This window comes from Aliirhizobium smilacinae (assembly GCF_006335145.1).
GTDB classification, from domain to species: domain Bacteria; phylum Pseudomonadota; class Alphaproteobacteria; order Rhizobiales; family Rhizobiaceae; genus Neorhizobium; species Neorhizobium smilacinae.
The window spans coordinates 652,893-676,622 of the sequence record NZ_VDMN01000002.1 but is presented as its reverse complement, the minus strand read 5'-3'; the positions used below and the strand labels follow the sequence as shown (position 1 = coordinate 676,622).

Annotated in this window: 22 protein-coding genes; 11 read left to right on the top strand and 11 right to left on the bottom strand. The window is 59.8% G+C overall.

The features are described 5' to 3' along the window. Positions 1–51 precede the first annotated feature (51 nt). Both modA and FHP24_RS13860 read right to left on the bottom strand, forming a co-directional pair. Entirely contained in the window at positions 52–840 is a 789-nt protein-coding gene (modA, locus tag FHP24_RS13865; protein ID WP_394344624.1) for a molybdate ABC transporter substrate-binding protein, read from the bottom strand. Between the two features lie 203 nt (positions 841–1,043). Beyond that, entirely contained in the window at positions 1,044–2,546 is a 1,503-nt protein-coding gene (locus FHP24_RS13860; RefSeq protein ID WP_139676767.1) for an ABC transporter substrate-binding protein, read from the bottom strand. A gap of 333 nt (positions 2,547–2,879) precedes the next feature. On the opposite strand from FHP24_RS13860, the gene FHP24_RS13855 reads away from it, so the two are divergent. The 10 genes from FHP24_RS13855 (at position 2,880) to FHP24_RS13810 (ending at position 12,671) form a co-directional block, all read left to right on the top strand. Next, positions 2,880–3,659 carry a GntR family transcriptional regulator gene (locus FHP24_RS13855; protein WP_139676766.1) on the top strand — a complete coding sequence of 260 codons (780 nt, stop codon included), beginning with the start codon at positions 2,880–2,882 and terminating at the stop codon, positions 3,657–3,659. A 2-nt stretch (positions 3,660–3,661) separates the two neighbouring features. Then, on the top strand, positions 3,662–5,170 hold the full coding sequence (locus FHP24_RS13850) for an ABC transporter substrate-binding protein (protein WP_139676765.1): 1,509 nt from the start codon (positions 3,662–3,664) through the stop codon (positions 5,168–5,170). Positions 5,171–5,243: 73 nt separating this feature from the next. Then, positions 5,244–6,170 (top strand): ABC transporter permease, encoded by a 927-nt coding sequence (locus tag FHP24_RS13845; protein WP_139676764.1) that lies wholly within the window; start codon positions 5,244–5,246, stop codon positions 6,168–6,170. A 65-nt stretch (positions 6,171–6,235) separates the two neighbouring features. Beyond that, complete coding sequence (locus tag FHP24_RS13840; protein WP_139676982.1) at positions 6,236–7,036, top strand: ABC transporter permease; 801 nt, start codon at positions 6,236–6,238, stop codon at positions 7,034–7,036. 7 nt (positions 7,037–7,043) lie between these two features. Continuing rightward, the gene (locus FHP24_RS13835) at positions 7,044–7,829 is read left to right on the top strand and encodes an SDR family NAD(P)-dependent oxidoreductase (protein WP_139676763.1); all 786 of its coding nucleotides are present in this window, start codon (positions 7,044–7,046) and stop codon (positions 7,827–7,829) included. Positions 7,830–7,845: 16 nt separating this feature from the next. Next, positions 7,846–8,766 carry a polysaccharide deacetylase family protein gene (locus FHP24_RS13830; RefSeq protein ID WP_139676762.1) on the top strand — a complete coding sequence of 307 codons (921 nt, stop codon included), beginning with the start codon at positions 7,846–7,848 and terminating at the stop codon, positions 8,764–8,766. After that, positions 8,763–10,304, top strand: coding sequence for a gamma-glutamyltransferase family protein (locus FHP24_RS13825; RefSeq protein WP_139676761.1), 1,542 nt, complete (start codon positions 8,763–8,765; stop codon positions 10,302–10,304). The genes FHP24_RS13830 and FHP24_RS13825 overlap by 4 nt, the downstream gene beginning before the upstream one ends. Further along, complete coding sequence (locus FHP24_RS13820; protein WP_139676760.1) at positions 10,301–11,275, top strand: ABC transporter ATP-binding protein; 975 nt, start codon at positions 10,301–10,303, stop codon at positions 11,273–11,275. Before FHP24_RS13825 ends, FHP24_RS13820 begins: the two co-directional genes overlap by 4 nt. Beyond that, on the top strand, positions 11,272–12,276 hold the full coding sequence (locus FHP24_RS13815; protein ID WP_180356007.1) for an ABC transporter ATP-binding protein: 1,005 nt from the start codon (positions 11,272–11,274) through the stop codon (positions 12,274–12,276). Before FHP24_RS13820 ends, FHP24_RS13815 begins: the two co-directional genes overlap by 4 nt. After that, the gene (locus tag FHP24_RS13810; protein ID WP_210237830.1) at positions 12,273–12,671 is read left to right on the top strand and encodes a RidA family protein; all 399 of its coding nucleotides are present in this window, start codon (positions 12,273–12,275) and stop codon (positions 12,669–12,671) included. Before FHP24_RS13815 ends, FHP24_RS13810 begins: the two co-directional genes overlap by 4 nt. A 41-nt stretch (positions 12,672–12,712) precedes the next feature. On the opposite strand, the gene FHP24_RS13805 is transcribed toward FHP24_RS13810, so the two are convergent. The 8 genes from FHP24_RS13805 to FHP24_RS13770 all read right to left on the bottom strand — a co-directional run bounded on the left by FHP24_RS13805 (position 12,713) and on the right by FHP24_RS13770 (position 21,912). Next, complete coding sequence (locus tag FHP24_RS13805) at positions 12,713–13,762, bottom strand: LysR family transcriptional regulator (RefSeq protein WP_139676758.1); 1,050 nt, start codon at positions 13,760–13,762, stop codon at positions 12,713–12,715. A 211-nt stretch (positions 13,763–13,973) separates the two neighbouring features. Further along, the gene (locus FHP24_RS13800; RefSeq protein ID WP_394344623.1) at positions 13,974–14,810 is read right to left on the bottom strand and encodes an alpha/beta fold hydrolase; all 837 of its coding nucleotides are present in this window, start codon (positions 14,808–14,810) and stop codon (positions 13,974–13,976) included. Positions 14,811–15,121: 311 nt separating this feature from the next. Continuing rightward, positions 15,122–16,720, bottom strand: coding sequence for an MFS transporter (locus FHP24_RS13795; protein ID WP_139676756.1), 1,599 nt, complete (start codon positions 16,718–16,720; stop codon positions 15,122–15,124). Further along, positions 16,717–17,160 (bottom strand): DoxX family protein, encoded by a 444-nt coding sequence (locus FHP24_RS13790; protein WP_139676755.1) that lies wholly within the window; start codon positions 17,158–17,160, stop codon positions 16,717–16,719. Before FHP24_RS13790 ends, FHP24_RS13795 begins: the two co-directional genes overlap by 4 nt. A gap of 350 nt (positions 17,161–17,510) precedes the next feature. Further along, positions 17,511–19,493, bottom strand: a complete 1,983-nt coding sequence (locus tag FHP24_RS13785) for an amidohydrolase (protein ID WP_139676754.1) — start codon at positions 19,491–19,493, stop codon at positions 17,511–17,513. Beyond that, positions 19,493–19,783 carry a XapX domain-containing protein gene (locus FHP24_RS13780; RefSeq protein ID WP_139676753.1) on the bottom strand — a complete coding sequence of 97 codons (291 nt, stop codon included), beginning with the start codon at positions 19,781–19,783 and terminating at the stop codon, positions 19,493–19,495. The genes FHP24_RS13785 and FHP24_RS13780 overlap by 1 nt, the downstream gene beginning before the upstream one ends. Positions 19,784–19,848: 65 nt before the next feature. Next, entirely contained in the window at positions 19,849–20,538 is a 690-nt protein-coding gene (locus FHP24_RS13775) for a hydrolase (RefSeq protein WP_139676752.1), read from the bottom strand. Positions 20,539–21,000: 462 nt separating this feature from the next. Next, entirely contained in the window at positions 21,001–21,912 is a 912-nt protein-coding gene (locus tag FHP24_RS13770; RefSeq protein ID WP_246091743.1) for a helix-turn-helix domain-containing protein, read from the bottom strand. 218 nt (positions 21,913–22,130) lie between these two features. On the opposite strand from FHP24_RS13770, the gene FHP24_RS13765 reads away from it, so the two are divergent. Beyond that, the gene (locus FHP24_RS13765; protein WP_139676751.1) at positions 22,131–22,694 is read left to right on the top strand and encodes a hypothetical protein; all 564 of its coding nucleotides are present in this window, start codon (positions 22,131–22,133) and stop codon (positions 22,692–22,694) included. 69 nt (positions 22,695–22,763) lie between these two features. Here FHP24_RS13765 and FHP24_RS13760 read toward each other — a convergent pair whose 3' ends face one another. Continuing rightward, the gene (locus FHP24_RS13760; RefSeq protein WP_139676750.1) at positions 22,764–23,696 is read right to left on the bottom strand and encodes a VOC family protein; all 933 of its coding nucleotides are present in this window, start codon (positions 23,694–23,696) and stop codon (positions 22,764–22,766) included. Positions 23,697–23,730 lie beyond the last annotated feature (34 nt).

Genomic DNA, 23,730 nt, shown 5'->3' with positions numbered 1-23,730 from the left:
GAAAACGGCCTCCGCTCGGGCGGAAGCCGCAATATCGTATCGCCCAAGAGATTACTTCAGAACCGTGAAACCTTCCTTCTCGAAGAAGGGGGCTGCCTTGGCGGATTTCAGATACTCGAGATAGGCGGCGGCATCCGGTGCCTTGGATTCGGACAGGATGGCGATCGGATAGATGATCGGGGCATGGCTGTTTTCCGGGAACGTGCCGACGACGGCAACGCCCGGATCGGCAGCGGCATCGGTTGCGTAGACGATACCGTAAGGCGCTTCACCGCGGGAAACGAGCGCGAGCGCGGCACGGACGCTTTCAGCACCGGCAACGCTTTTTTCGACCGAGGCCCAGGTACCGAGTTTTTCAAGCGCGGCCTTGCCGTATTTGCCGGCCGGAACGCTGTCCGGTGCGCCCATGGCAAGTTTGCCGCCATTCAACAGACCCGCGAGATCAAAACCCTGCTTGATATCGACCGGCTTTGCATTTTCCTTCGGCGCGACCAGCACGATACGATTGCCAAGCCAATTTGACTTCGTATCTTCCTTCACCAGCTTCTTGTCAGAAACGTATTTCATCCAGTCGAGGTCGGCCGAGATGAACACGTCGGCCGGCGCGCCGCTTTCGATCTGCTTGGCGAGCGCCGAGCTTGCAGCATAGGAAGCCGTCACTTCCTTGCCCGCTTCCGCGCTCCAGGCCTTATTGGCCGCGTCGAGCGCATTCTTCATGCTGGCGGCGGCGAACACGGTTATTTTTTCCTGCGCTGCGGCCGAAGACATGGCCGCTCCCATGACAACAAAAGCCATTGCGGCCGCTACAGCCGCTTTATTGATCCAACGACGGTTGACGATTTTCATAATAAGGCTCCCTCAGCATACGAAATATCGACGGGAATATATCGATGGGCATCACTTTGGCCAGCGTTATGTTCGAACGGATATAATGAAACTTCAGTGATCGGCCTTTGCCTTTCGCGGAGCAGGCAACGCCAGCGGCCTATGGAGCGTCCAGCGTCGCCGTTGAAGAGGTCGAGGACCTCTTCAATCAGTCGAACTCAATCCTTCCATACGACCCGGTTGAGGAAAATGCTCTCGTTCGGCGTCGGCGTAAACGAAACCTGCTCGGCGGCACCGTAAACGACGGAGGCCTGGTAGAGCGGAATGATGAGATTTTCCGCATTCACTTTCTCATGCACCGTCTTGTAGGCCGCAAGCCGCTCCTCTTGCGACAGCGACTTGCGCGCCAGATCGAGTGCCTGATCGATCTCGGCATCCTTGATGCTCGACCAGCCGCTCGACGAATGAAGCAGCGGGTAGAGAATGCCGTCGGCATCCTGGCAACCGCAACTCCAGCGGCTGAAGGCAATCGCGGGAATGACGCCCGGTCCGCCCTGCATCTGCTTCAGCCAGTTGGGCATGTCGGTCATCTCGATCTCGATCTTCATGCCGACGTCGTTCAGCATCTGCTGGATCGCCTGTACCACACGCTGGTCATAGACCGGTGAGGTAAGAAGCTTGACGGGCGCATCCGCGCCGGGCGTGGAAGAGATGATCCCTTTGGCCTTTGCCGCATCGAAGGGCAGCGCCTCGATGCCCTCGACCCAGCCTAAATGGGCTGGCGAGGCGATTTCAGGCACCGGCTTTTCTCCGGTGGCGAGGATACCTTCCGCGATCCCCACCTTGTCGATCGCCATGGCGATCGCCTCGCGAACCGCGGGCTTGTCCAGCGGTGCCTTGGTGACATTCATGCCGAGATAGGCGACGCGCTCCGTATTACCGACAAGTGCCTTGCCTTTACCCGAAGCGTCGATCTGCGCCACGAGATCACCATTCAGATACGTGGCGAGATCGCTTGCACCCGCCTGAAGATTGGCGACGCGGGTCGCTGCATCTGGCACGGCGCGGAATACTGCTTTCGGGAAGACACCCTTGTCGCCCCAATAGGCATCGTTGCGCGCAAGTGTCACCTCGACGCCACGCTGCCAGTTCTCGAACCTGTAGGGGCCGGAACCAACCGGGGCCAGATTGAAGGCATCCTTGCCAACCTTCTCAACGACCGTCTTCGGCACGATCGACAGTTTCACCAGCTGGGCGAAGAGCGGCGGATAGGGGCCGTTGGTCGTCAAAGTGACGGTGGCCGGATCATCGGCGATCGCGTCGGTGATCTGGTTGAACTGGCCGAGCTGCGGGCTGGCGAATTTGGGATCGGTGATCCGCTTGACCGAGAAGGCGACATCCTCGGCCGTCAGCTTCGTCCCGTCGTGGAATGTGACATCATCCCTGATCTTGAAGCGTATTTTCGTGTCGGACAGGTAATCCCAGCTGGTGGCGATCTGAGGGACGATCTTTCCGGCGTCGTCGCGGGTGACGAGATTGTCGAACACGTTGCGATAGACGTTGTAGCTGTCTGGATTCCATTGGACATGAGGGTCGAGCGAAGAAGGCTCGCCGGGCAGATCGATAACGAAGAGATCCTTCGAGGCCTGAGCCTGTAGCGGTAGTGCAATGCTGGTTGCGGCGATGATGATGCCGGCGAGAATATGCCTGTATGATCGCATGAGTTGTTCCCCTTATTTGCGAAAGTCAGTTCTCGAAACGCCTTAGCTTGAACTGCAGACCGGCGCAGGTCATGCAATATTATTCCAATTCTGAGATGTCAGATAAAATAAATGACACCCCATAAACTCATGTTGACATCTTAAATTTCGCCATGCAATCCTGAATATCGAGGCGAACGACTTAACGCCAAACAGCCGAAAGAGCTGAGGGCAAGAGGCGGCCGGACATGGCTGTACTCAGGGAATCTGCTTTGACAAGTTTTGCAAATCTGACGATGAAGGGATCGGGAGAGGGCCATACCGGCTGTCAATTTATGCAGTTGAGATGCCAGAATGCTCGATAACGATGCCTATTCATCGCCGATACCCGGTCTCGGCAAAGGTCTTTCCGCCGAACATACGTTGCGCAGCGCAATCGTGCATTGCGTATTGAAGCCCGGTGAAGTGCTTTCGGAAGCCCGGCTTTGCGACGAGTTCGCCATCGGTCGTGGTGCAGTCCGCACGGCGCTGCAGCGCCTGCAGGCAAGCGGACTGGTGACCGCAGCGCCCAGAAGCGGCTGGCAGGTATCGCAGGTTTCCGCCGGTGAAATCCGCGAAGTCGTCGCGGCACGTCGGCATATGGAAGGGATACTTGCGGATGTGAAGCTGACGGACGCTGACAAGGCGCATGTGGCGAAGCTGAGCGACATGTATGCCGCATTGCATGGCCGAAGCGATCCGTCGCTCGATCTGCAGGCGACGCTGCGGCGCGCCGAACGCGACCTGTTTTCGCTTCTGGCAGTCCGGCTCAACATGCCGACGGTCAGTGGCTGGCTTTTCGATCTTTGGGATCGCTCTGCCCGGCTCGTCACTTTCTTCGAGGCACGCAGCACGGTGAAATTGAAGGGCGCGGACCGCGCAGCCCTCGGCGCCTGCCTGCTTGCCGACGACAGCGAAGGCGCCAAGGCGCATCTTGCAGCCGCGACCGACCAACTGGAAGCCTATCTTGCAGCACGTTTTCTAGAATCCTCCGCCGTCCTCAATGAACCGGTTGTTCGCCGCAAGCGGACCGGGAAGGCCAAGGCGGAGACAAACGATATTCAACCGAACCAGGAACGAATAAGGACGAACTGACAATGCCAGGTTTGAGACGTATTACTTCGGTACTTTTGCTTGCCGCCACTCTCGGCAGCGCGACTTTCCTCGGCGGCACTGCGAGCGCCAAAGACCTCTTCGTCGTCGATCTGGTCAACGAGCCGTCCTCGCTCGACCCGCAGAAGCAGTGGAATCCGGACAGCTATTACGTCTACCGCAATGTCTTCGACAATCTGATCACCCGTAACGATGACGGCAAGATCGCGCCCCAGATCGCGACGAGCTGGGACTACAAATCGCCTTCCGAAGTCGTCTTCAAGCTCCGCAGTGATGTGAAGTTTCATGACGGCGAGAAGCTGACAGCAGAAGACGTTGCCTTCTCCGTCACGCGAATTATCGACCCGGCTTTCAAGAGCCCCCAGATCAGCCAGTTCAACAAGATCAAGTCCGCCGCGGTTACCGGCGAGAATGAAGTCACCATCACGACGGACGGGCCTTATCCGGTGCTGCTGGCGCAGTTGGTGAAATTGTCGATCGTGCCGAAACATGCCGTCGAGAAAGCCGGTGACGACGCCTTCAATGCTGCGCCGGTTGGCTCGGGCCCATACAAGTTCGATCGCTGGGACCGCGGCTCGCTGGTCGCCCTTGCGCGAAATGCCGATTACTGGGGCGACAAGGGACCGTTCGAAAAGGTCGAGTTCCGCGCCGTTCCCGATGCGGCAACCCGTCTTGCCGATCTCCAGGCCGGCAATGCCGACCTTATCGTGACGCTCGATTCCGATCAGGCCAAGCAGCTCGAAAGCAGCGCTTCAGCCAAGGTGCTGAGCGCCCTGACCGAGCGCATCGCCTATCTGAAACTCAACCCGACGCTGCCGCCGCTCGACAATGCAAAGGTGCGGCAGGCCGTTGCCATGGCAATCGACAAGCAGGGCATCGTCGAAGGCCTGCTCGGCGGCTTCGACAAGCCGGCATCGCAGATGGCGAACGACACCTATTTCGGCTACGTGCCGGACATCAAGAACGTGGCCTTCGACCCGGAAGCCGCCAAGAAGATCGTTGAGGAAACCGGAGCCGGCAAGACCAAGCTGTCGTTTGCCACCTCGCCGGTCTTCGACCAGCGCATCGTTCAGGCTCTGGCGCAGATGCTTTCCGACGTCGGCTTCACCGTCGAGATCCAGCTGACCGACATGGCCGCCTATCTGAAGCGTGCCCAGAGCGAACCGGCGCAGCAGGCGAACCTCGCCTTCGGCCGCTGGTCATGCGCCTGCCAGGATGTCGATGGCGTGCTCTTCCCGCTTCTGCATTCCTCGAGCTCCTGGTCGTCGCTTCGCGATCCGAAGATCGACGCGCTGCTCGTCCAGGCACGCAATACGCTCGACGACAAGGAACGCCAGCAGGCTTATAACGGCGTGGCCAAATTCGTTGCGGACGACGTTCCGATGGTACCGCTTTATGAAGCCGCCGTTCTCTACGGTGGCGCCAAGAACCTTCAATGGCAGCCGACCGCCAACGAAAGCATGTTCCTGAACCGTATGTCCTGGAACGACTGACGGAAGCCGGCTGCGATCCGCAATCGCCGGATCGCAGCCCTCCCAACCAGCGGGAAACCCAACGGGAAACCAAGTGCCCATCTTTTTTGCCAAGCGTCTTTTCCAAGCGCTGATCGCCATATTCGGCGTGATGACGCTGATCTTTTTCCTGCAGCGGCTGGCGGGTGACCCGGTTCTGCTGCTGGTGCCGATGGATGCATCGCAGGCGGATATCGACAGGATGAGGATCGCGCTCGGCTTCGATCGGCCGGTCGTTGTTCAGTATCTCGAATATATCGGCAACCTGCTGCTCTTCGATTTCGGCCGCAGTTATGTCCAGAACATCCCCGTTGCCGAACTGATCCGGACCCGCCTGCCCTACACGCTGATGCTGGCCGGAGGCGCTCTCGTGGTCGCCTTCGGTATCGGCATTCCGATCGGCATCACGCTGGCGATCCGCCGCGGCAAGCCGATCGCACGGGTGCTTTCGGGTTTGGTGCTTGCCGGGCAGTCCATGCCGACGTTCTGGAGCGCCATCCTGATGATCATGGTCTTCGGCGTCTGGCTCGGCTGGGCGCCGCCATCGGGGGCGCGTCAGATATCGAGCATCGTCATGCCCTCGATCGCGCTCGGCCTGTTATCCATGGCGACCTTTGCCCGCGTCGCGAGGACGGCCGTGCTCGACGAACTGGAAAAGGATTATGTCCGCACCGGCCACGCCAAAGGCCTGCCGATGCGCCGCATCATCTTTCGCCACCTGCTGCGCAATGCCTCGATCCCGGTTGTGACGGTCTCAGCGCTGGAAATTGCCAATCTCCTGGCAGGCGCGGTCATCGTCGAGACGGTGTTTGCCTGGCCGGGGCTCGGACAATTGACCATACAGGCGATTACCGCCCGCGATTTCATGGTTGTCCAGGGTGTGGTCCTGCTGGGCGCAATCACCGCGATCGGCCTCAACCTCATCGCCGATCTGCTTTACAGCCTGATTGATCCGCGCATCCGCATGGGAGCCGGCTCATGAGCGCCCAACCGCAACCCGTCACCCCGGCGAAATCGGCTCGGTCCTTCGATATTCCCTGGACGGCCATGCCCTTCCTGCTAATCGTCGCGGTGATGGTGCTGCTGGCGGTGGCCGCACCGCTGGTGGCACCGGTCGATCCCAATACGCAGAACCTGCTTGCCCGGCTGAAAGCACCCGGCACCGTCTCGCGTGGTGTCACCTATATCCTTGGTTCAGACGAACTCGGGCGAGATGTTTTGAGCCGCTTGATCTACGGCGCGCGGATTTCGCTGTTTGTTGCCTTCTCCTCGGTTCTCCTGTCCGGCACGCTTGGCAGCATATTGGGCATGGTCGCGGCCTTTTATCGCGGCTGGGTCGAGATCGTCATCATGCGGCTGGTCGACATCGTGCTGTCGGTGCCGGCGATCCTCTTCGCAATCATCACCGTCGCCGTGCTCGGTCCGGGCCTCGTCAATGTCGTCATCGTTCTGGCGCTCACGCGCTGGCCGCGTTATGCGCGCGTTGCCTACGGCCAGACCCTTTCGGTCGCCAACATGCCCTATGTGCGGCTTTCCCACTTCATGGGAGCCAGCTGGATAAGGCTTCTCGGCCGCCATGTACTGCCGAATATCGCCGGTTCACTTGCGGTCGTCGCGACGCTCGAATTCGGCCTGATGGTGCTGTTCGAAGCCGGGCTTTCCTTTCTCGGCCTGGGCGTTCAGCCGCCGATGGCGAGCTGGGGCGCCATGCTCTCAACCGGCCGCAACTATGTGGCCACCGCCTGGTGGATCGCCACCTTTCCGGGGCTCGCGCTTTTTCTTCTCGTTTTATCGATCAACCTGATCGGCGACCACGTGCGTGATCGCCTCGATCCGAAAGCAAGGTAATCCCGACATGGATTTCAACAATGAATTTGCCGGCAAGAAGGTCATCGTTACCGGCGCCTGCGGCATTATCGGCGGCTGGATTACAAAGGCCTTCGCCGAAGCCGGCGCAAAACTCTGCCTCACCGACCACCGGGCGGAGGCACTTGCCGCGACCGTCGGGAGCTACGGAGATCAGGCCTTCGGCATCACGACGAACCTGATGAGTTCGCCGGATATGGAACGGTTTGCCACCGAAATTGCCAGCCGCTGGGGTGCGCCGGACATTCTCGTCAACAATGCCGGGATCTACCCCTCCGGCTTTCTGCTCGATATGGAGATCGAAGACTTCGACGCGATCATGGGCGTGAACCTCAGGGCGCCTTTCTACCTGTCGAAATTGTTTGCCCGGCAGATGGTCGAAAAGAGCGTGAAGGGATCGATCGTCAACATCTCCTCGGGTGCTGCCCGCAAGATGCGGCGCACCGCCGTGACCTACTCGACCTCCAAGACCGCGCTCGATCGGCTGACCAAGGGATTTGCCATCGAGCTCGCCGAATACGGCATTCGCGTCAATATCGTCGAGCCGGGTTTTGCCGCCGGCAGCAACGTCAGCACCCTGAGCAAGGAACATATCAAGACGGTGACCGACGCCATTCCGCTCGGCCGTGCCTCGAGCAGCGACGACGTGTCGAATGCCGTGCTGTTCCTGTCGTCATCCGCGGCGTCCTACATCACCGGCGCGACCCTTGCCGTCGATGGCGGCAATTCGATCGGCTCGCTCGCCGTCTATCAGGACAAGAAGAAAGCTCTCTAAGGCCGGGGACGAAGCTATGCCAGACCAGAAGCCAGATCCGACCGCACCACTATCCGCCTTCCCCGCCTATACCTGGCCGGAGGGCAAACAGTCTGCGGTGCTGCTCTCCGTCGATGTCGATGCGAATTCTCCGTTCCTTTGGTCTCAGGGAGACAGCGCACCGGAGCGGCTCGGCACCCACGAAATCCGCAATTTCGGTCCACGCACCGGCCTCTGGCGTCTGGTCGAGCTTTTTGCCCGTTTCGACTTCAAGGCCAGCTTTTATGTGCCCGGCCACGTGGCCGAACAGCACCCGGACATGTTGCCGGCGCTGCTGGACGCTGGACACGAGATCGGCCTGCATGGCTATTTCCACGAGATCGTTTCGGAAATCTCCGATGCGGAGTTCACTGGCGCGCTTGAGGCGAGCCTGGAACTCTTCATCGCGCAGACAGGAAAGCGACCAAGCGGCTTCCGGTCGCCGGCCTGGGAGATGACGCCGCACATGTTGTCCGAGGTGAAGCGGTTAGGCCTTGCCTATGACAGCTCGCTCTCCGGCTTCGACCACCCTTACGAGATCGAGGGCGTGACGGAAATTCCGGTCCAATGGGCCACCGACGATGCGATCTTCTTCAAGTTCGAGGGCGGTGGCCGGGATCGGTTTCCGATGCAATCCGGGCGTATGGTGCTGGAGGACTGGAAATCGGAGTGGCGTACCCTGCACCGTTTCGGCGGTCTTTTCACCCTGACCATACATGACTGGATTTCCGGACGCGCACAGCGCATCGCGCTTCTCGAAGACCTTCTGCAGGAAATTGCAGACGAGCCGACAGCCTGGGTCGCGACCGCTGACGAGATCGCCCGTTTTCATCAGGGCTCCGCCAATCGCAACCGCTTCGCCGTCGAGGCAAAAATACCGCAGGCGATCGCCTCGCGGCGATTTGGAAAGAACGCATGAAAGAGAGCTGGACCATTCGCAAGGGCGAGACCCGCAGCCGCCACGGACTGATCGCCTGCCAGAACCGGCTTGCCGCGGAGGCGGGAGCCGCAGTGCTTTCGCGCGGTGGCAATGCCGTTGATGCGGCAGTCGTCACGGCCCTGGTGCTCAGCATTGTCGAACCCTGGCTTTCCGGCATCGGCGGCGGCGGATTTCTGCTCAGGGCGGACGGCGCAACCGGTGTCGTCGATACGCTCGATTTCAACGTGAAATCCGCGTCAATGCTAGACCCGGAAGATTATCCGCTGGCCGCCGGGCGCGATGGCGACTGGTTCGACTGGCCGTCGGTTGCCGGCGACCGCAATCTCATCGGCTATTCGTCCATCTGCACGCCGGGTGCGATTGCGGGGCTTTCGGAAGCGCTTGAAAAATTCGGAACCCTGACCTGGGAAGAGGCTCTCCAGCCGGCAATCGAGCACGCGCATCGCGGCACGCAACTCGATTGGTTCACTGTGCTGGCGCTGGCGATCGATGCTGCCGGCCTGTCGCGTTTTCCGGCATCGTCATCCATCTTTCTCGTCGATGGCCGCCCCCCTCGGGCGCCCGAGCGCGGCGTGCAGGCCTATCTCCCGATGCCCGCTAAGGCGGCAACGCTGGAGCGGCTGGCGAAAGCCGGAGCACGGGATTTCTACGAGGGCGAAACGGCCCGGAAGATTGTTGCGGATCTTCAAGCTGGTGGCTCCCGCATCGGAGACGACGATCTTTCCAGCTACCACCCGCGGTGGCTGGAACCGCTGAAGCATGGCTATCGCGGCCTCGACATCTACGCCATGGGCGGCCTGTCCGGCGGTCCGACGATGATCGACGCGATTTCCGAACTCGACAAGACATTGCCGACGGAAGATCCACTGTCCGGCACCAGTTCGCTGGCGTTTGCGCGGGCGCTGCGCCGGGCATCGGAACATCGCCTGCGCAGCCTCGGCCATGCCGGCGGAGGTAGCTGCACGACCCATATCAGCATCGTCGATGCCAGCGGCACGATGGTGTCGCTCACCAATACGCTCCTGTCCCGCTTCGGCTCGAAAGTCTTGCTGCCGCAGACCGGTTTCCTGATGAACAACGGCATGATGTGGTTCGACCCCCGCAAGGGCCAGCCCAATTCGATCGCGCCGGGTGTGCGGCCGCTCGCCAATATGTGCCCGATCATCGCGACGCGCGACGGCAAGCCCTATATGGCGCTGGGTGCGGCAGGCGGTCGGCAGATCATGCCCGCCGTCGTTCAGCTTCTGTCTTACGTGGCCTGTTTCGGGCTTTCGCTGGAAGATGCGTTCATGAGCCCGCGGATCGACGCGAGCGGCGTCACGATCGTGGTCGATCGCCGTGCCCGTGCAGACGTCGCCAACAGGCTTTCCGGCGAATTTCCCGTCGAGATCGTCGAGGACACGCTCTATCCCGTCAATTTCGCCATTCCCTCGGCCGTGATGCGAGATGGCGATGAATTCGTCGCCATGGCGCATCCAAACCACCCGTGGGCAGCGACTGGCGAGGAGAAACGATGACGGGACCTGTCCTGGCCGTCAGCGATCTTTCCGTCTCGATCCGAGGCAATACGGTGGTCGACGGCGTTTCGCTTTCCATCCATGCAGGGGAGATCGTCTCGCTGGTGGGGGAATCCGGCTGCGGCAAATCGATGACGGCATTTGCCGTGATGGGGCTTCTTCCGAAAGTGGCGAGGATCGATAAAGGCCGGGTGGAGCTTGGCGGATCCGATCTTGTCAGCATCAGCGAGGAGCGGCGCCGGCAGTTGCGCGGCGCGGAACTCGCGATGATCTTCCAGGAGCCGGTCGCCTCGCTCAATCCACTGATGCCGATCGGCAAGCAGATCGAGGAAAGCCTGATCATCCACCGCGGTGCATCCTCCCGCGAGGCCAAAGCCGCCGCCATCGACATGCTGGCGGAAGTGGGTATTCCCGAGCCGCAGCTGCGTTACCGGCAATATCCATTCGAGCTTTCCGGCGGCATGTGCCAGCGGGCGATGATCGCCATGGCGCTGATCTGTCGGCCAAAACTCCTGATCGCCGACGAGCCGACGACGGCGCTCGACGTGACGATCCAGGCACAGATTCTCGAGCTGATGAAACGGCTGCGGGAGGAGACGGGCACGGCCATCCTGCTGATCACCCACGACATGGGCGTTGTTGCCGACATGGCGGATCGGGTTGCCGTGATGTATTCCGGCCGCATCGTCGAGGAGGCGCCGGTCGATGCCATCTTTGCCGGCCAGCGCCATCCCTATACGCGGCTTCTTCTCTCCACCATTCCCCGCCTCGATGGCGCGGCCAAAACTGAACTGCCCGTTATCGAGGGCATGGTGCCGGACATCGGATCATGGCCGGCCGGATGTCGCTTCAATCCGCGCTGTCCCGTGGCCGGCGACAGGTGCCTGAGCGAACAGCCGGCACTTTCGCCAAGGCCCGATATCGGCCGTGCCGCCTGCTGGCACAGCGATCGCGTGGAGGCGCTCGTCTGATGGCTCCACTCCTCTCCGTCCGCGGTCTCAAGGTCCACTTTCCCATCAGCAGGGGCATCTGGAGCCGTGACGTCCGTTATGTGAAGGCTGTCGATGGCGTCGATTTCGATATTGCGCCCGGCGAAAGCATGGCGCTGGTCGGCGAAAGCGGCTGCGGAAAGTCCACGCTCGGCGCTGCCGTTCTCGGCATGCAGATTCCCACCGCCGGTGTCATCTCCTTTGCTGGCGAAGACGTAAGGCATGGCGAACGCCAGACACGCATCCGCCTTTCCCGCGACATCCAGACCGTCTTCCAGGATCCGGTCGCCGCGCTCAATCCGAAAATGTCGATCGGCGACAGCATTGCCGAACCGCTTGCCATTCATGGCGTGGGCGATGCGAAAGAGCGTGCCGAGCGGGTGGCGGAACTGCTTTCGCTTGTCGGCCTGCATCCGCAGCATGCCGAGCGCCGGCCGAACGCCTTTTCCGGTGGCCAGCGCCAGCGGATCGTCATCGCAAGGGCTCTGGCGTTGCAACCGAAACTGCTGATCCTCGATGAGCCGGTTTCGGCACTCGACGTCTCGATCCGATCGCAGATCCTCAACCTTCTGCTCGATCTGCAAAGGCGCTTTGGACTCTCCTACCTGTTCATCAGTCACGATCTCTCCGTCGTGCGTCATTTCGCCGATCGCGTGGCGGTGATGTATCTGGGAAAACTGGTCGAGACCGGGCCGACCGAAACGGTTTTTGCGCGGCCGGTACATCCCTATACGGAAGCGCTTCTCTCTGCCGTTCCCTTGCCCGATCCCGTCGCGCAAAGAGCCCGCAGGAGGATCGTCCTGACTGGGGATCTGCCGAGCCCGGCCAATCCACCGGCAGGTTGCTCCTTCGTCACCCGCTGTCCGCTGGCTGAGGAGATTTGCCGGCGCGTGCCGCCACCGCTCGTCGCGGCCGGCAAGCAGGAACGGGCCGCATGCCATGTGCGCGCATCACGGCTCAACGAGGAAGGAAGTTTCGCATGACCAAAGAGCTGAAGATCGAACCCGTCAACGCCGAGAATGCACCACAATCCCTGCATCGACGCTATTCCCAGGCCATTGCCCTTTCCGGCCACAGCAGCTTGCTGTTCATCAGCGGACAGATTCCGGCCGGAAGAGACGGCAGCGTTCCCGCGGTTTTCGAGGAGCAGGCAAGGCTTTGCTGGGCCAATGTCATTGCACAGCTCGAAGCGGCAGGCATGGGCCTTTCGAACCTGGTCAAGGTGACGACGTTCCTGAAGCGCTATGAGGATCGCGATATCAATGCCAAGGTCCGCTTCGAAGTGATGGGCGAGCACCTTATCGCGCTCTCGACCATCATTACGGATGTCTATGACCCCAACTGGCTGCTTGAGATCGAGGCAATCGCCGCCGATTAAGAGGCGTTCCATCGCCCCCTCTGCCATGCGCCTGTCGAAAGCTATTCCATCGGGGCTAAGGCCACCTTATCGGTTCGAGCCATTCCTCCGGGAAAAGATGCAGGAAGACCATCCTGTTTTCCCATTCCCGGTCCCGCCACTCTTGCCGGCACCGTGTCGAGCCGACGGGCCGATTTAAAACTCTCGTCGCTGCGAAGATCCGGCATGCTGTGCATCGTTTCGATGAAGCGCTGGGCGACCGGTTGAAGCGAATGGTCGGCCTTGCGGATGATGCCGACCCGGCGATTGAACCAGGGAGCTTCGACAAGCTTGTAGGCAAGGCCCGTCATGTTGCCGGCTTCGACGGCAGAGGTGGGAAGGATTGCGACACCGACCCCTGCCCGCACCATGCTGAGCGCCGTCGACATGTAGTTGGCTTCCATCGCCACGCTGACTTCGCAGCCTTCGCGATCCATCGAACGCTCGAAAAGCACCCGAACGGTGCTGTTCTTTCGTGTCAGGACAAGCGGATAGGGAGCAAAGTCACTGATCTGCAGGACCGGCGGCGCGTTGGCCAGGGGATGGCCGACGGGGAAAAACGCGCAGAGGCTGTCGGATACATAATCCTCGACCTTGATGCTTCTGTCCGAACTGATGCGCGTCCCGATGCCGAAATCGACCTCCTCGGCCTTCACAAGCTTGATGATATCTTCGCCGACGACATCCCAGACATTGATCTCGATACCTGGGTTCTGCTGCCGGAAAACCATGATTGCACGCGGCAGAAAGCTCGCGGCGACAGACGGCAAGGCGGCGATCTTGACGATCCCCCTTCGGGCATAGGTCAGGTCCGATGCGGCAAGCAGGATGTCGTCCATGTTGATGGCAAGCCGCTCCATAAGCGGCAGGATATTGCGCCCTGCTGGTGTCAGTTCGACCCGCCGTTTGTTGCGATCGAAAAGCTTGATGCCCAACTGTTCCTCGAGCTGGTTGATCTGCACCGTCAATGTCGGCTGCGACACATTCAGTTCCTGTGCAGCACGCGTGAACTTCAGATGCTGCACAAGAGACAGGAAGGCACGAACCTGACGGAAGCTGGGAGGAAGGGACATGAGGGACCAGTGCTCTTTCGCATAGGCGTTTGATTTCGGTCGCAGACGACGAAGGCGACGGCATTGAAATCATGGCTAAAGCATCGAGAGCCTGAAGAGATTGATCGTTGTCATAAACAGGAACAAATCGTCCGCCAGTCCATCCGGTACGGATAACAAAAACGGGCTGCGGCATATCCCGCCGCAGCCCGCTATTCAAAAATCAGACGGTTCAGCCCTGGATGAAGGCCAGCAGATCGGCATTCAGGACGTCCGCATGGGTCGTCAGCATGCCATGCGGGTAACCGGCATAAACCTTCAACGTACCGTTCTTCACCAACTTGACGGAAAGCCTGCCTGCATTGTCGATCGGCACCACCTGGTCGTCATCGCCATGCATGACGAGAACCGGTACGGTGATCGCCTTCAGGTCTTCGGTTTGGTCGGTTTCGGAAAAGGCCTTGATGCCTTCGTAATGGGCCTTGGCGCTGCCCATCATGCCCTGGCGCCACCAATTCTGGATCACGCCCGGATAAACCTTCGCGCCTTCGCGGTTGAAACCGTAGAACGGGCCTGTCGGGAAATCGACGAAAAGCTGCGCGCGGTTTTCAGCGACGCCCTTGCGGATACCGTCGAAGACTTCCATAGGCAGACCGCCCGGATTGGTGGCGGTCTTCAGCATCAACGGCGGGACGGCGGACACAAGAACCGCCTTGGCGACGCGGCCGGCAGGCTGACCGTATTTTGCAACATAGCGGGCAACCTCGCCGCCGCCGGTGGAGTGGCCGATATGGACGGCGTTCTTCAGGTCAAGATGCTCGACGACGGCAAAGGCGTCGGCGGCGTAATGGTCCATGTCGTGACCTTCCGAAACCTGAGCCGAGCGGCCGTGGCCACGACGGTCATGGGCGACGACGCGAAAGCCCTTGGAGAGGAAAAACAGCATCTGGGCATCCCAGTCATCCGACGACAGCGGCCAGCCGTGGTGGAAAACGATCGGCTGTGCGTCCTTCGGACCCCAGTCCTTAAAGAAGATTTCGACGCCGTCCTGGGTGGTGATCGTGCTCATGGTCTTGTTTCCTTCTGTGGGGTGCTTGGTGGACGCAGCATCGGCTGAGAGGGTGAACGAGGCTGGAATTGCAAGAGTTGCAGCGGCTGCGGCTCCGGAAAGCAGAGCGCCGCGGCGCGTGATGGGGAAGATGGTATTGGTCATCGTGAACTCCGGGGTGTCCGTCTCTGCTTGAAAGCCAGGGTATGCGGATCTGATGAGTAGATATTGTCGAAAAATATCATCGCAAACAATTGCACCAATATTATCGAATTAATTGCGATTTATGAAATTATACCGAGAGGCGACAAATGCCGCCTCTCGTCGTTTCTTCAAGCGGCACCCGGCCGGTTGATGGTCAGGAAGTGGCGCACGACAGGCTTTTCAGGACCAGTGTGATAGGCGAGTACCTTACCCTGAAGATCGGCATCGGCATTGGAAACCCGCTTGTGCTGGCGCAGGTGTTCCGCCCAGGATTCGACCATGAACCATTCGACCAGCTTTTCCGGATCGGCACTGTCCTCGGTCACACCCCAGCCATAGGCACCGTCACGGCGACGCTCTTGGGAAAGTTCGTCGAGTGTGTGCAGGAAGGCCGTCCGATGGTGTTTTTCGACATGGTATTCGATGAGGATAAGGACAGGGCCACGGTCATGGGCGACGGGCTCTGCGACAAGCGGTTCTGGCCAATGGTTGGACGGAACCATATCCGCGTCACCTGTCGGCAGTTTCAGGCGGTGCATGATGAAGCCTGCAACGAGCAGCCCGGCTGCGCCGATGAGCAGTGTTCCTTGTATGCCTGTGGCCTCACCAACAGCACCCCAGCCGATGCTGCCGGCCGTCATCGCGCCATTGAAAACCGTGAGGTAGACGGCAAGTCCGCGGCCACGCACCCAGTTGGGAAGGACAGCTTGAGCTGCGCCGTTAAGCGTCGTCAATGCGGTGATCCAGGCGCCACCGAGAAAAAGCAGAACGATGATGGCAACCCATTTCGGCGGGGCGAGTGCCAGTGCGCCCATGACCAGTGCCGTGATGACGGCTGCGCCGAGCAGCAGGCCATCCGAATCGAAGCGCGTACGCAGCTTCGGCATGACCAGTGCGCCACCGATCGCTCCCGCCCCGACAGCACCGAGCAGGATGCCGTAAAAGCTTGCGTCACCGCCAAGCAATTGCCGGGCGACGAGCGGCAGCAAGGCCCAGACGGCGCTGGCGAAAGCGAAAAAGATCGCTGCACGGGCCAGCACGACATGCAACGGACGGCTGGCTCGGGTGTAACGAAGACCGGCCCGGAATGCGCCGAAGAAACCTTCCGCCAATACATCATTGGCGTTCTTTGCTCGTGGCCACCAAACCAGAGCCGCGATCACGAAGAGATAGCTCGCGACGTCCGCACCATAGGTGACACCCGCGCCGAACGCTGCAAGCAGTAGACCACCGGCGGCGGGACCGATCGATCGGGCAATATTGATACCGAGCGAATTGAGCGCGACGGCGCTTTTGACATCCTGTCGAGGCACAAGCTCGGGAACGATGGCCTGCCATGTCGGCCCCATCAGTGCTGCACCGATGCCACCGACGAATGTCAGGGCGATGAGAGAACTGATCGACAGCATGCCGGTATGGGCAAGAGCCATCAGTGTGAGGCTGACCGATGCCAGCAGGACCTGCACGGCAATGAGAAATTTGCGGCGGTCGAGAATGTCGGTCAGCACGCCCGCCGGAATGGCGAGCAGGAAGATCGGCAGCGTGCCAGCCGCCTGAACCATGGCGACGGCCGCTGGCGAGGCGGACAGATCCGTCATCAGCCAGGAGCTGGCGACATCACGCATGAAGCTGCCGGTATTGCCAAGCACGGTCGCGGCCCAAAGGACTGCAAAGACCGGTTGAGCGAGCGGGGCAAAGCTGCCACCGGAGGATTTTGAAGCGCTCATTTGGCCCCTCCCTTTGTGAGATCGATTGCAGCGACGATGACGAATGCACCGGCGAGGCCGAGATGTTCGAAAAAGGCATTGGTCGCCATCATGCGATCCATGCCGGGCACCATTTCCCAGAAACGAAGAGCAATGATGGTTGCCAGAAGCGTAAAACCGGCAAGCGCCAGGGCACCGGCCCAGCGCATAAAGCCGGATATGACCATGGCGGAGGCGGTAAGCTCAAAGGCGATAACCGCAACGGCGAAGAAACCGGCAGGATGCAAACCGAAATGCTCCATTTCGGCCAATGCGCCGCCGAAGTCGAAAATCTTGGTGAGCGGCCCCTGGATATAGGCTGCACAGAGCGCAAGAAGTGCTGCAGTGCGTGTCACCGGGGCGGCAACGACGCTGGCGAGCACAGTGCTCGCGCGCGCTGTGGATGGAGAATGATCGGTCATGTCTGCTCCTCTAAGGTTTGGCCGGTCGGATCGAACGGCGTTGTGTCGGCTGATGGAGCGATATTGGCCGGAAACATTGCCGCCAACAATTGCATCAATTATTATTATATAATTGCGAATATCGCAATTATCTCACGTCTTCCCGCCGTTTCACTGCCGGTGACCGAGGTCGAATTGCGAGGCATCTGCAAACCCCGCCGTCATGCTCGGGCTTTTCCCGAGCATCTGCGACGTCTGGGCATCTGCAACGTGAACAGATCCTCGGGACAAGCCCGAGGACGACGTTTCATATGGTTGCGGCTTTGTATGGAACGCTCTGAGACGCCCACCTTGCCACGAGTAGCAAAGCCTCACACCGCCCAGCAGGAGCATCCGAGGGCGCCGAAGAAGCCTTTCAGATCAGCGATCGGCAGTTTCGAGGTCCAGGCGCCGGCGTGATCGTGTCCATGCACGCCGCAATCACTGGCGCAGCCGCATGTCGCGATTGCCGTACGACGCAGCGAGTTGCGACCCGCACCTTCCGGTTCACCCCAGGCGGCATAACCGCCGAACTTGCGAACCGGCGACCAGTCCGGCATGGCGGGCGGCACGTCGTTTTCGTCCAGCGTTTTGAAATCACCGGCGCCGTAGACGATCTTGCCGCCAACCATGGTGAGTTCCGAGGTGAGGAACGAGATCTCGTCTTCGGCGCAATTGAAGAAGTCCTTGTCCGGCACGACGAGATCGGCGAACTGGCCTTTCTCGATTCGACCCTTCTTGCCTTCCTCGTTGGAGAACCAGGTGACCTTTTCGGTCCACATGCGCAGTGCCGTCTCGCGGTCGAGGCAGTTGGCGCGCGGATAGAGCTGCATGCCGCCGACTGTCTTGCCGGTGACCATCCACGACAGCGAGACCCAGGGATTATAGGAGGCGACGCGGGTGGCATCGGTGCCAGCCGAAACATTGACGCCCTTGTCCAGCATTCGACGGATCGGCGGAGTGGCTTCGGCAACGCCGTGGCCATACCGCTCGACGAAATATTCGCCCTGATAGGCCATGCGGTGCTGGGTGGCGATGCCGCCACCCAGCGCTGCGATGCGGTCGATCGAGCGGTCCGAAATGGTCTCGGCATGGTCGAAGAACCAGTTCAGCCCTTCGAGCGGAATATCCTTGTTCACCTTTTCGAACACATCGAGCGAGCGTGAGATGGTTTCGTCATAGGTAGCGTGCATGCGCCAGGGCCAGCGGTTTTCGGCCAAAACCCGGACGACCTCTTCCAGTTCGCCTTCCATTTCCGGCGCCATTTCAGGCCGCGGCTGGCGGAAATCCTCGAAGTCGGCAGCGGAGAAGACGAGCATTTCGCCAGCACCGTTGTGGCGGAAATAGTCGTTGCCCTGCTTGTATTTGACCGAGGATGTCCAGTCGAGAAAGTCCTGCTTCTCTTCCTTCGGCTTCTGGGTGAAGAGATTGTAGGCGAGGCGGACGGTGAGCTGGTTTTCGTCCGACAGTTTCTGGATGACTTGGTAATCATCCGGATAATTCTGATTGCCGCCGCCCGCATCGATGACACCGGTTATGCCAAGGCGATTGAGTTCACGCATGAAATGGCGGGTGGAATTCACCTGATAGTCGAAAGGCAGTTTCGGGCCTTTGGAAAGCGTCGAATAGAGGATGCCGGCATTGGGCTTGGCAAGCAGCATGCCGGTCGGATTGCCGTTCACGTCGCGAGTAATCTCGCCGCCCGGCGGGTTCGGCGTGTCCTTCGTATAACCAACGGCGCGCAGGGCGGCACCGTTGAGAAGCGCCCGGTCATAGAGATGCAGCAGGAAGACCGGTGTATCCGGGGCGATCGCATTGATCTCCTCGATCGTCGGCAGGCGCTTTTCGGCGAACTGGTGTTCGGTAAAGCCGCCGACGACGCGCACCCATTGCGGTGCCGGTGTGATCGCCACCTGCCGCTTCAGCATGTCCATAGCGTCGGCCAGCGAACGAACGCCATCCCAGCGCAGTTCCATATTGTAGTTCAGGCCACCGCGGACGACGTGGGTGTGATTGTCGATCAGACCGGGCAGAACACGCTTGCCCTTGAGGTCGACGATCTTCGTATCGGGACCGGCAAGGCTCATGACCTCGCCGTCGGTGCCGACGTCCGCGAACAGGCCGTCCTTGATGGCAATTGCCGTGGCATTGGGATTGGCGCGATCGAGCGTGGTGACCCGGCCGTTGTGGAGGATGATGTCGGGATGCATTGTATCGGCTCCGGTTTTGACGGGATCGGCAGCGCGGGCCGACGAGAAGAGCGAGGGGAAGGCAAGGCTGGAAGCCGCGCCGAGAAGGGTTCGACGGGTCGGCATCAACCTTTCTCCTCTGCGGATGATTTTGAGCCGGCCGCGAGATCGGCTGTGTTCTGGCCGCCCTTGGGCAGATGGCCGAACATGTGCGGCTTGATCTGGTTGATCCACGAGATCGCAGCGGGCTCCTTGCTCCAGAGAGTTTTCGCAAGCGGGATGATCTGCTCGCCGACGAGAATGCCGAGAAGACCCACCAGCGCGATAACCGGTGGCGCCGGCGAGCGGACGTTAAGCAGGCTGTAAACGAGACCGACCAGCAGACCGGCACCAAGAGACAGAAGATAGATTTTCATGAGAAACCTCCTCGATGACAGGAAAGCCGCTCCGATTGGGGTTATCGAAGCGGCGCGGTCAGGTCTTACTTGGCTGGATTGGGGCCGATACGCTTGCCGTGGGCGATACGCTCTTCAGCGTCGTGAACCATGGTGTAGGCGTAGTCGATGCCCATGCCGTAGGCACCAGAATGTTCCTTGGCGAGCGTGGTGACGGCGTCATAGGTTTCACGATGTGCCCAGTCGCGCTGCCATTCGAGCAGAACCTGCTGCCAGGTGACCGGGATCACGCCGGCCTGAACCATGCGGTCCATCGCATATTTGTGGGCATCCGCCGTGGTGCCGCCGGACGCGTCGGCGACCATGTAGATTTCATAGTCGGGAACATCGTGCATAGCCGAAAGCGAGAAGGTCGTGTTGCAGACCTCGGTCCAAAGGCCCGCGACGACGATCTTCTTGCGACCTTCGGCGGCGTTCTTTGCCAGCGCATCGCGAACGTTCTGGTCGTCCCAGGAATTCATCGAGGTGCGTTCGAGAATATCGTTTTCGGGGAAGACGGCGAGCAGTTCCGGGAATGTGTGACCCGAGAAGGAGAGCGTCTCGACCGTGGTGATGGTGGTCGGAACGTTGAAGATCTTGGCTGCCTTAGCAAGGCCGACGACATTGTTTTTCAGAACCTGGCGATCCATCGACTGGACGCCGAAGGCCATCTGTGGCTGCTGGTCGATGAAGATGAGCTGGCTGTTCTTCGGGGTCAGGACTTCGAGCTTGGACATTTCATGTTCCTCTTGGCGTTTGTTGAACCGCTGATGCGGCAGGTTTTGATTGGGCAGCACCTGCCGGTCGCGCGCCGGGTTGTCGGCGCTCGTCTCAGAAGGTTCGTGAGTATCCGGAGCCTTTCGAGCTTTGCCGCTCCGTCCACTCTCGTTCGTCTTGGCTGCTGAAAAGAAACCTAAAGCGATTTCTAAATTCACGGAATTGCAATATTAATTGCGAATGAATTGCGATTTTCGAAATTATCGGAGCGCGCCTTTTCTACAGCTCGTGTCTTTGGCCCGAAGCCAAATACTCATCGGTTGCGCTGCGGAAAATCGCTTAAATGACGACAGGGGTCTTGTCTTAAAGTCCTGCGCTTTGGACGTAAGGAACGTTAGATTTGGCAAATGGCAAAAGCGGGCATGCGACAGCCAGTGTCGAAACCGAGCGCAGCGAAGATGAAAACAGGCGATAGACCTTGCCTAGGCGTTGCGCCGCCAGTGCCCCGGCGTCGTCCCAACCACGTTGGTAAAGACCCGGGTGAAATGGCTCTGATCGGCAAAGCCGCAGGAAATCGCCACCTCGGAAAGCGAAACTTCCGAGCCTTTCAGCAGTTCACGAGCACGGGTGATCCGTTCGTTGAGAAGCCATTGATAGGGCGTCACACCCGTCGTTTCACGAAAGGCACGAATGAAATAGCCGCGCGAAAGATTGCATGCGCGCGAGACGTCCATGATCGAGATGTCTCCGTCCAGATTTTCGAGAAGAAGGTTCTTTGCCAGGGCCTCGTGCGAGCGTGACAGCTTTCTCGACCGCAATGCGGATATCTGCATCTTGCCGCCGTAGCGCTGAACGAGATGGGTTCCGATCGCTGTCGCCAGTTGATCGACGAACAGCTTGCTTGCCTCCTCGGGGTGTTCCAATGCCGGTATGAGCGCGCGGACGAGGTTGGCGAGGACGAGATCCTTCGACGCGGTTTGTGCCTCCAGCATGGTCACGCCGGAAAAGTCCGCTTCCTGGGCAATTTTGTTCAACGACGCCGGAGAAATTTCAAGCAGAAGCATGTCGAAGGCGCCGATGAGATCCGCCCTGTAAGGCTCTGCAAGATTGCGGATATAAAGCGAATCCTCGTCGAATACATGGGTGGTCGCGTGGCGTTCGTGGAAGATCCGGCGTGTGTGACCGGCAAGTGTCGATATGCCGATGGCAAAACCGCGATCGCTGGCCGGTGTCACCACCTGCTCTATTCTATCGTCGCGTGTTCCCTTACGGAAAAAGGAAATATCCGCACCCTGGAGTGATTGATCCTTGTAGAGCTTGTCGAAAGGGCATCCGAAACTATCGGTTGTCTGCCCGACAGGAGATTTCGTCCCGGCGATGGATTTACGGAGCAAGGCGCACTACTTTCTCTTTCAACCGCTCAAGGCAAACATGCGTTTTGATGCCATGGCTGGAAGATTTGGTCTATTCCGTTCTATCGCGCGCATGATTGTCGAATATGATTGATTGCGCCATACCGCTTAAGTCGAAACGGCTGATCGGGGCTATTTTTTCCGAACCTGCTTTGCACAGCGCGGCCATATAGGCAGACGCAGGAACAAGCGAGACACATGTGAGTGAAGCATTGCCTATAGGCGAGAAGATTGCGGAATATTTCGGGGCCGAAAATGCCCGGTCCCTGATGACCAGACCGCTTCGCCGGGCGGAGCTTGCCATCACCCATCTCTGGCGTCACTACGAAGATGGCGACCATCCCGTTATCCTGCCCGCAGATGATGCGTTTCTTGTCGTACTTTATCTGATCGACGTCGAGCACCGCGATATCTGGCCCGATCGGCCGCCAGCGCCGCTAAAGCTCTATCCAAAGGGTTCGATCTGCCTGATCAGCCTGAAACAGGGGGCCGGCATCGCAATCCGTGGCAGTTTCGAAGCACTCGTCTTTCACATTCCACGCTCTCATCTGGCGGAACTTGCCGACGAGGCCGGTGAGCCCCGCGTCGACGACCTTGCGATTTGCCGCGGGATCGAGGACCGGACAGTCCGCGATATCGGCGCGGCACTGATGCCGCTGTTCGATATGGCGGATGATGTAAGGGATCGGCTTCTCGCGCATGTTGCACTGGCGTTCAACGCCCATATCGCCCAGCGTTATGGGCGCTCCCTCTATCGGCATTAAAGCGCCGCGGTCTTTGGGACACGCAGCGCTTTAATCTTCTAATTTATACCATCCGGCCGAATGGAGCCGTCAGGCTGCCAAGGGTTCGAGATTGGCTTCGATCCGACCGCGGAACGGCTCGTACTGGCTTGGCAGTTTCAGGACTTCACCGAGATGTGCGGTATCCTCGTCACGATTGAAGCCCGGCTCATTCGTGGCGATTTCGAACAGCACGCCGCCCGGCGTGCGGAAGTAGATCGCCCAGAAATAATCGCGGTCGATCACCGGTGTCACCTGATATCCCGTGTCCATAAGGGCCTTGCGTACCTCGAGCTGCTTTTCGCGGTTATCGACGGCAAAAGCGATGTGGTGCACCGAGCCGGCACCTTGCCGTGCGAACGGCGTTTTTGGAAGCGATGCCACATCAATCGTGTCAGCCCCGTTGCCGCCCGGAATGATGAAGCGGGTCACATCACCTTCCTTCTCGGCGCGCTGGTAGCCCATGAAGCCGAGCAGTTCTTCCGTGGCAGCGGTGTCGTGCAGGTTGAAGCGTGCTCCGGCAAAACCGCGGATCGCCGCATCGTCGGGGATACCGTTTGCAAGCCAGGGCGTGCGGTTGTCATCGGCCGCTTCGATCAGTGCCAGCGCGTCGCCATCCGGCCCCATGAAACGCAGGCGGTTGGCGCCAAAGACCGTATCGGTCTCAAGACCATCGACGCCCTGTGCGACGAAGCGGTCCTGCCAGAATTTCAGCGCGCCCTTCGGGACCGAGAACTGGGTTTCGCCGACTTCGCCCACGCCCGGACGACCGAGCATCATGTGCTGGAACGGGAAATAGGTCATCACCGTGCCGGCCGAACCATTCTCGTCACCGTAATAGAGGTGGTAGACGCTGGGATCGTCGAAGTTTACGGTCTGCTTGACGCGGCGCAGCCCGAGCGTGTCGGTGAAGAACCGGTTATTCTGGCGGGCGTCCGACGCCATCGATGTGACGTGGTGCAGTCCCTTGATATCCTTGATCATCTGAATGCCTTTCTTTCGTGGCTGGTCCGTTTCG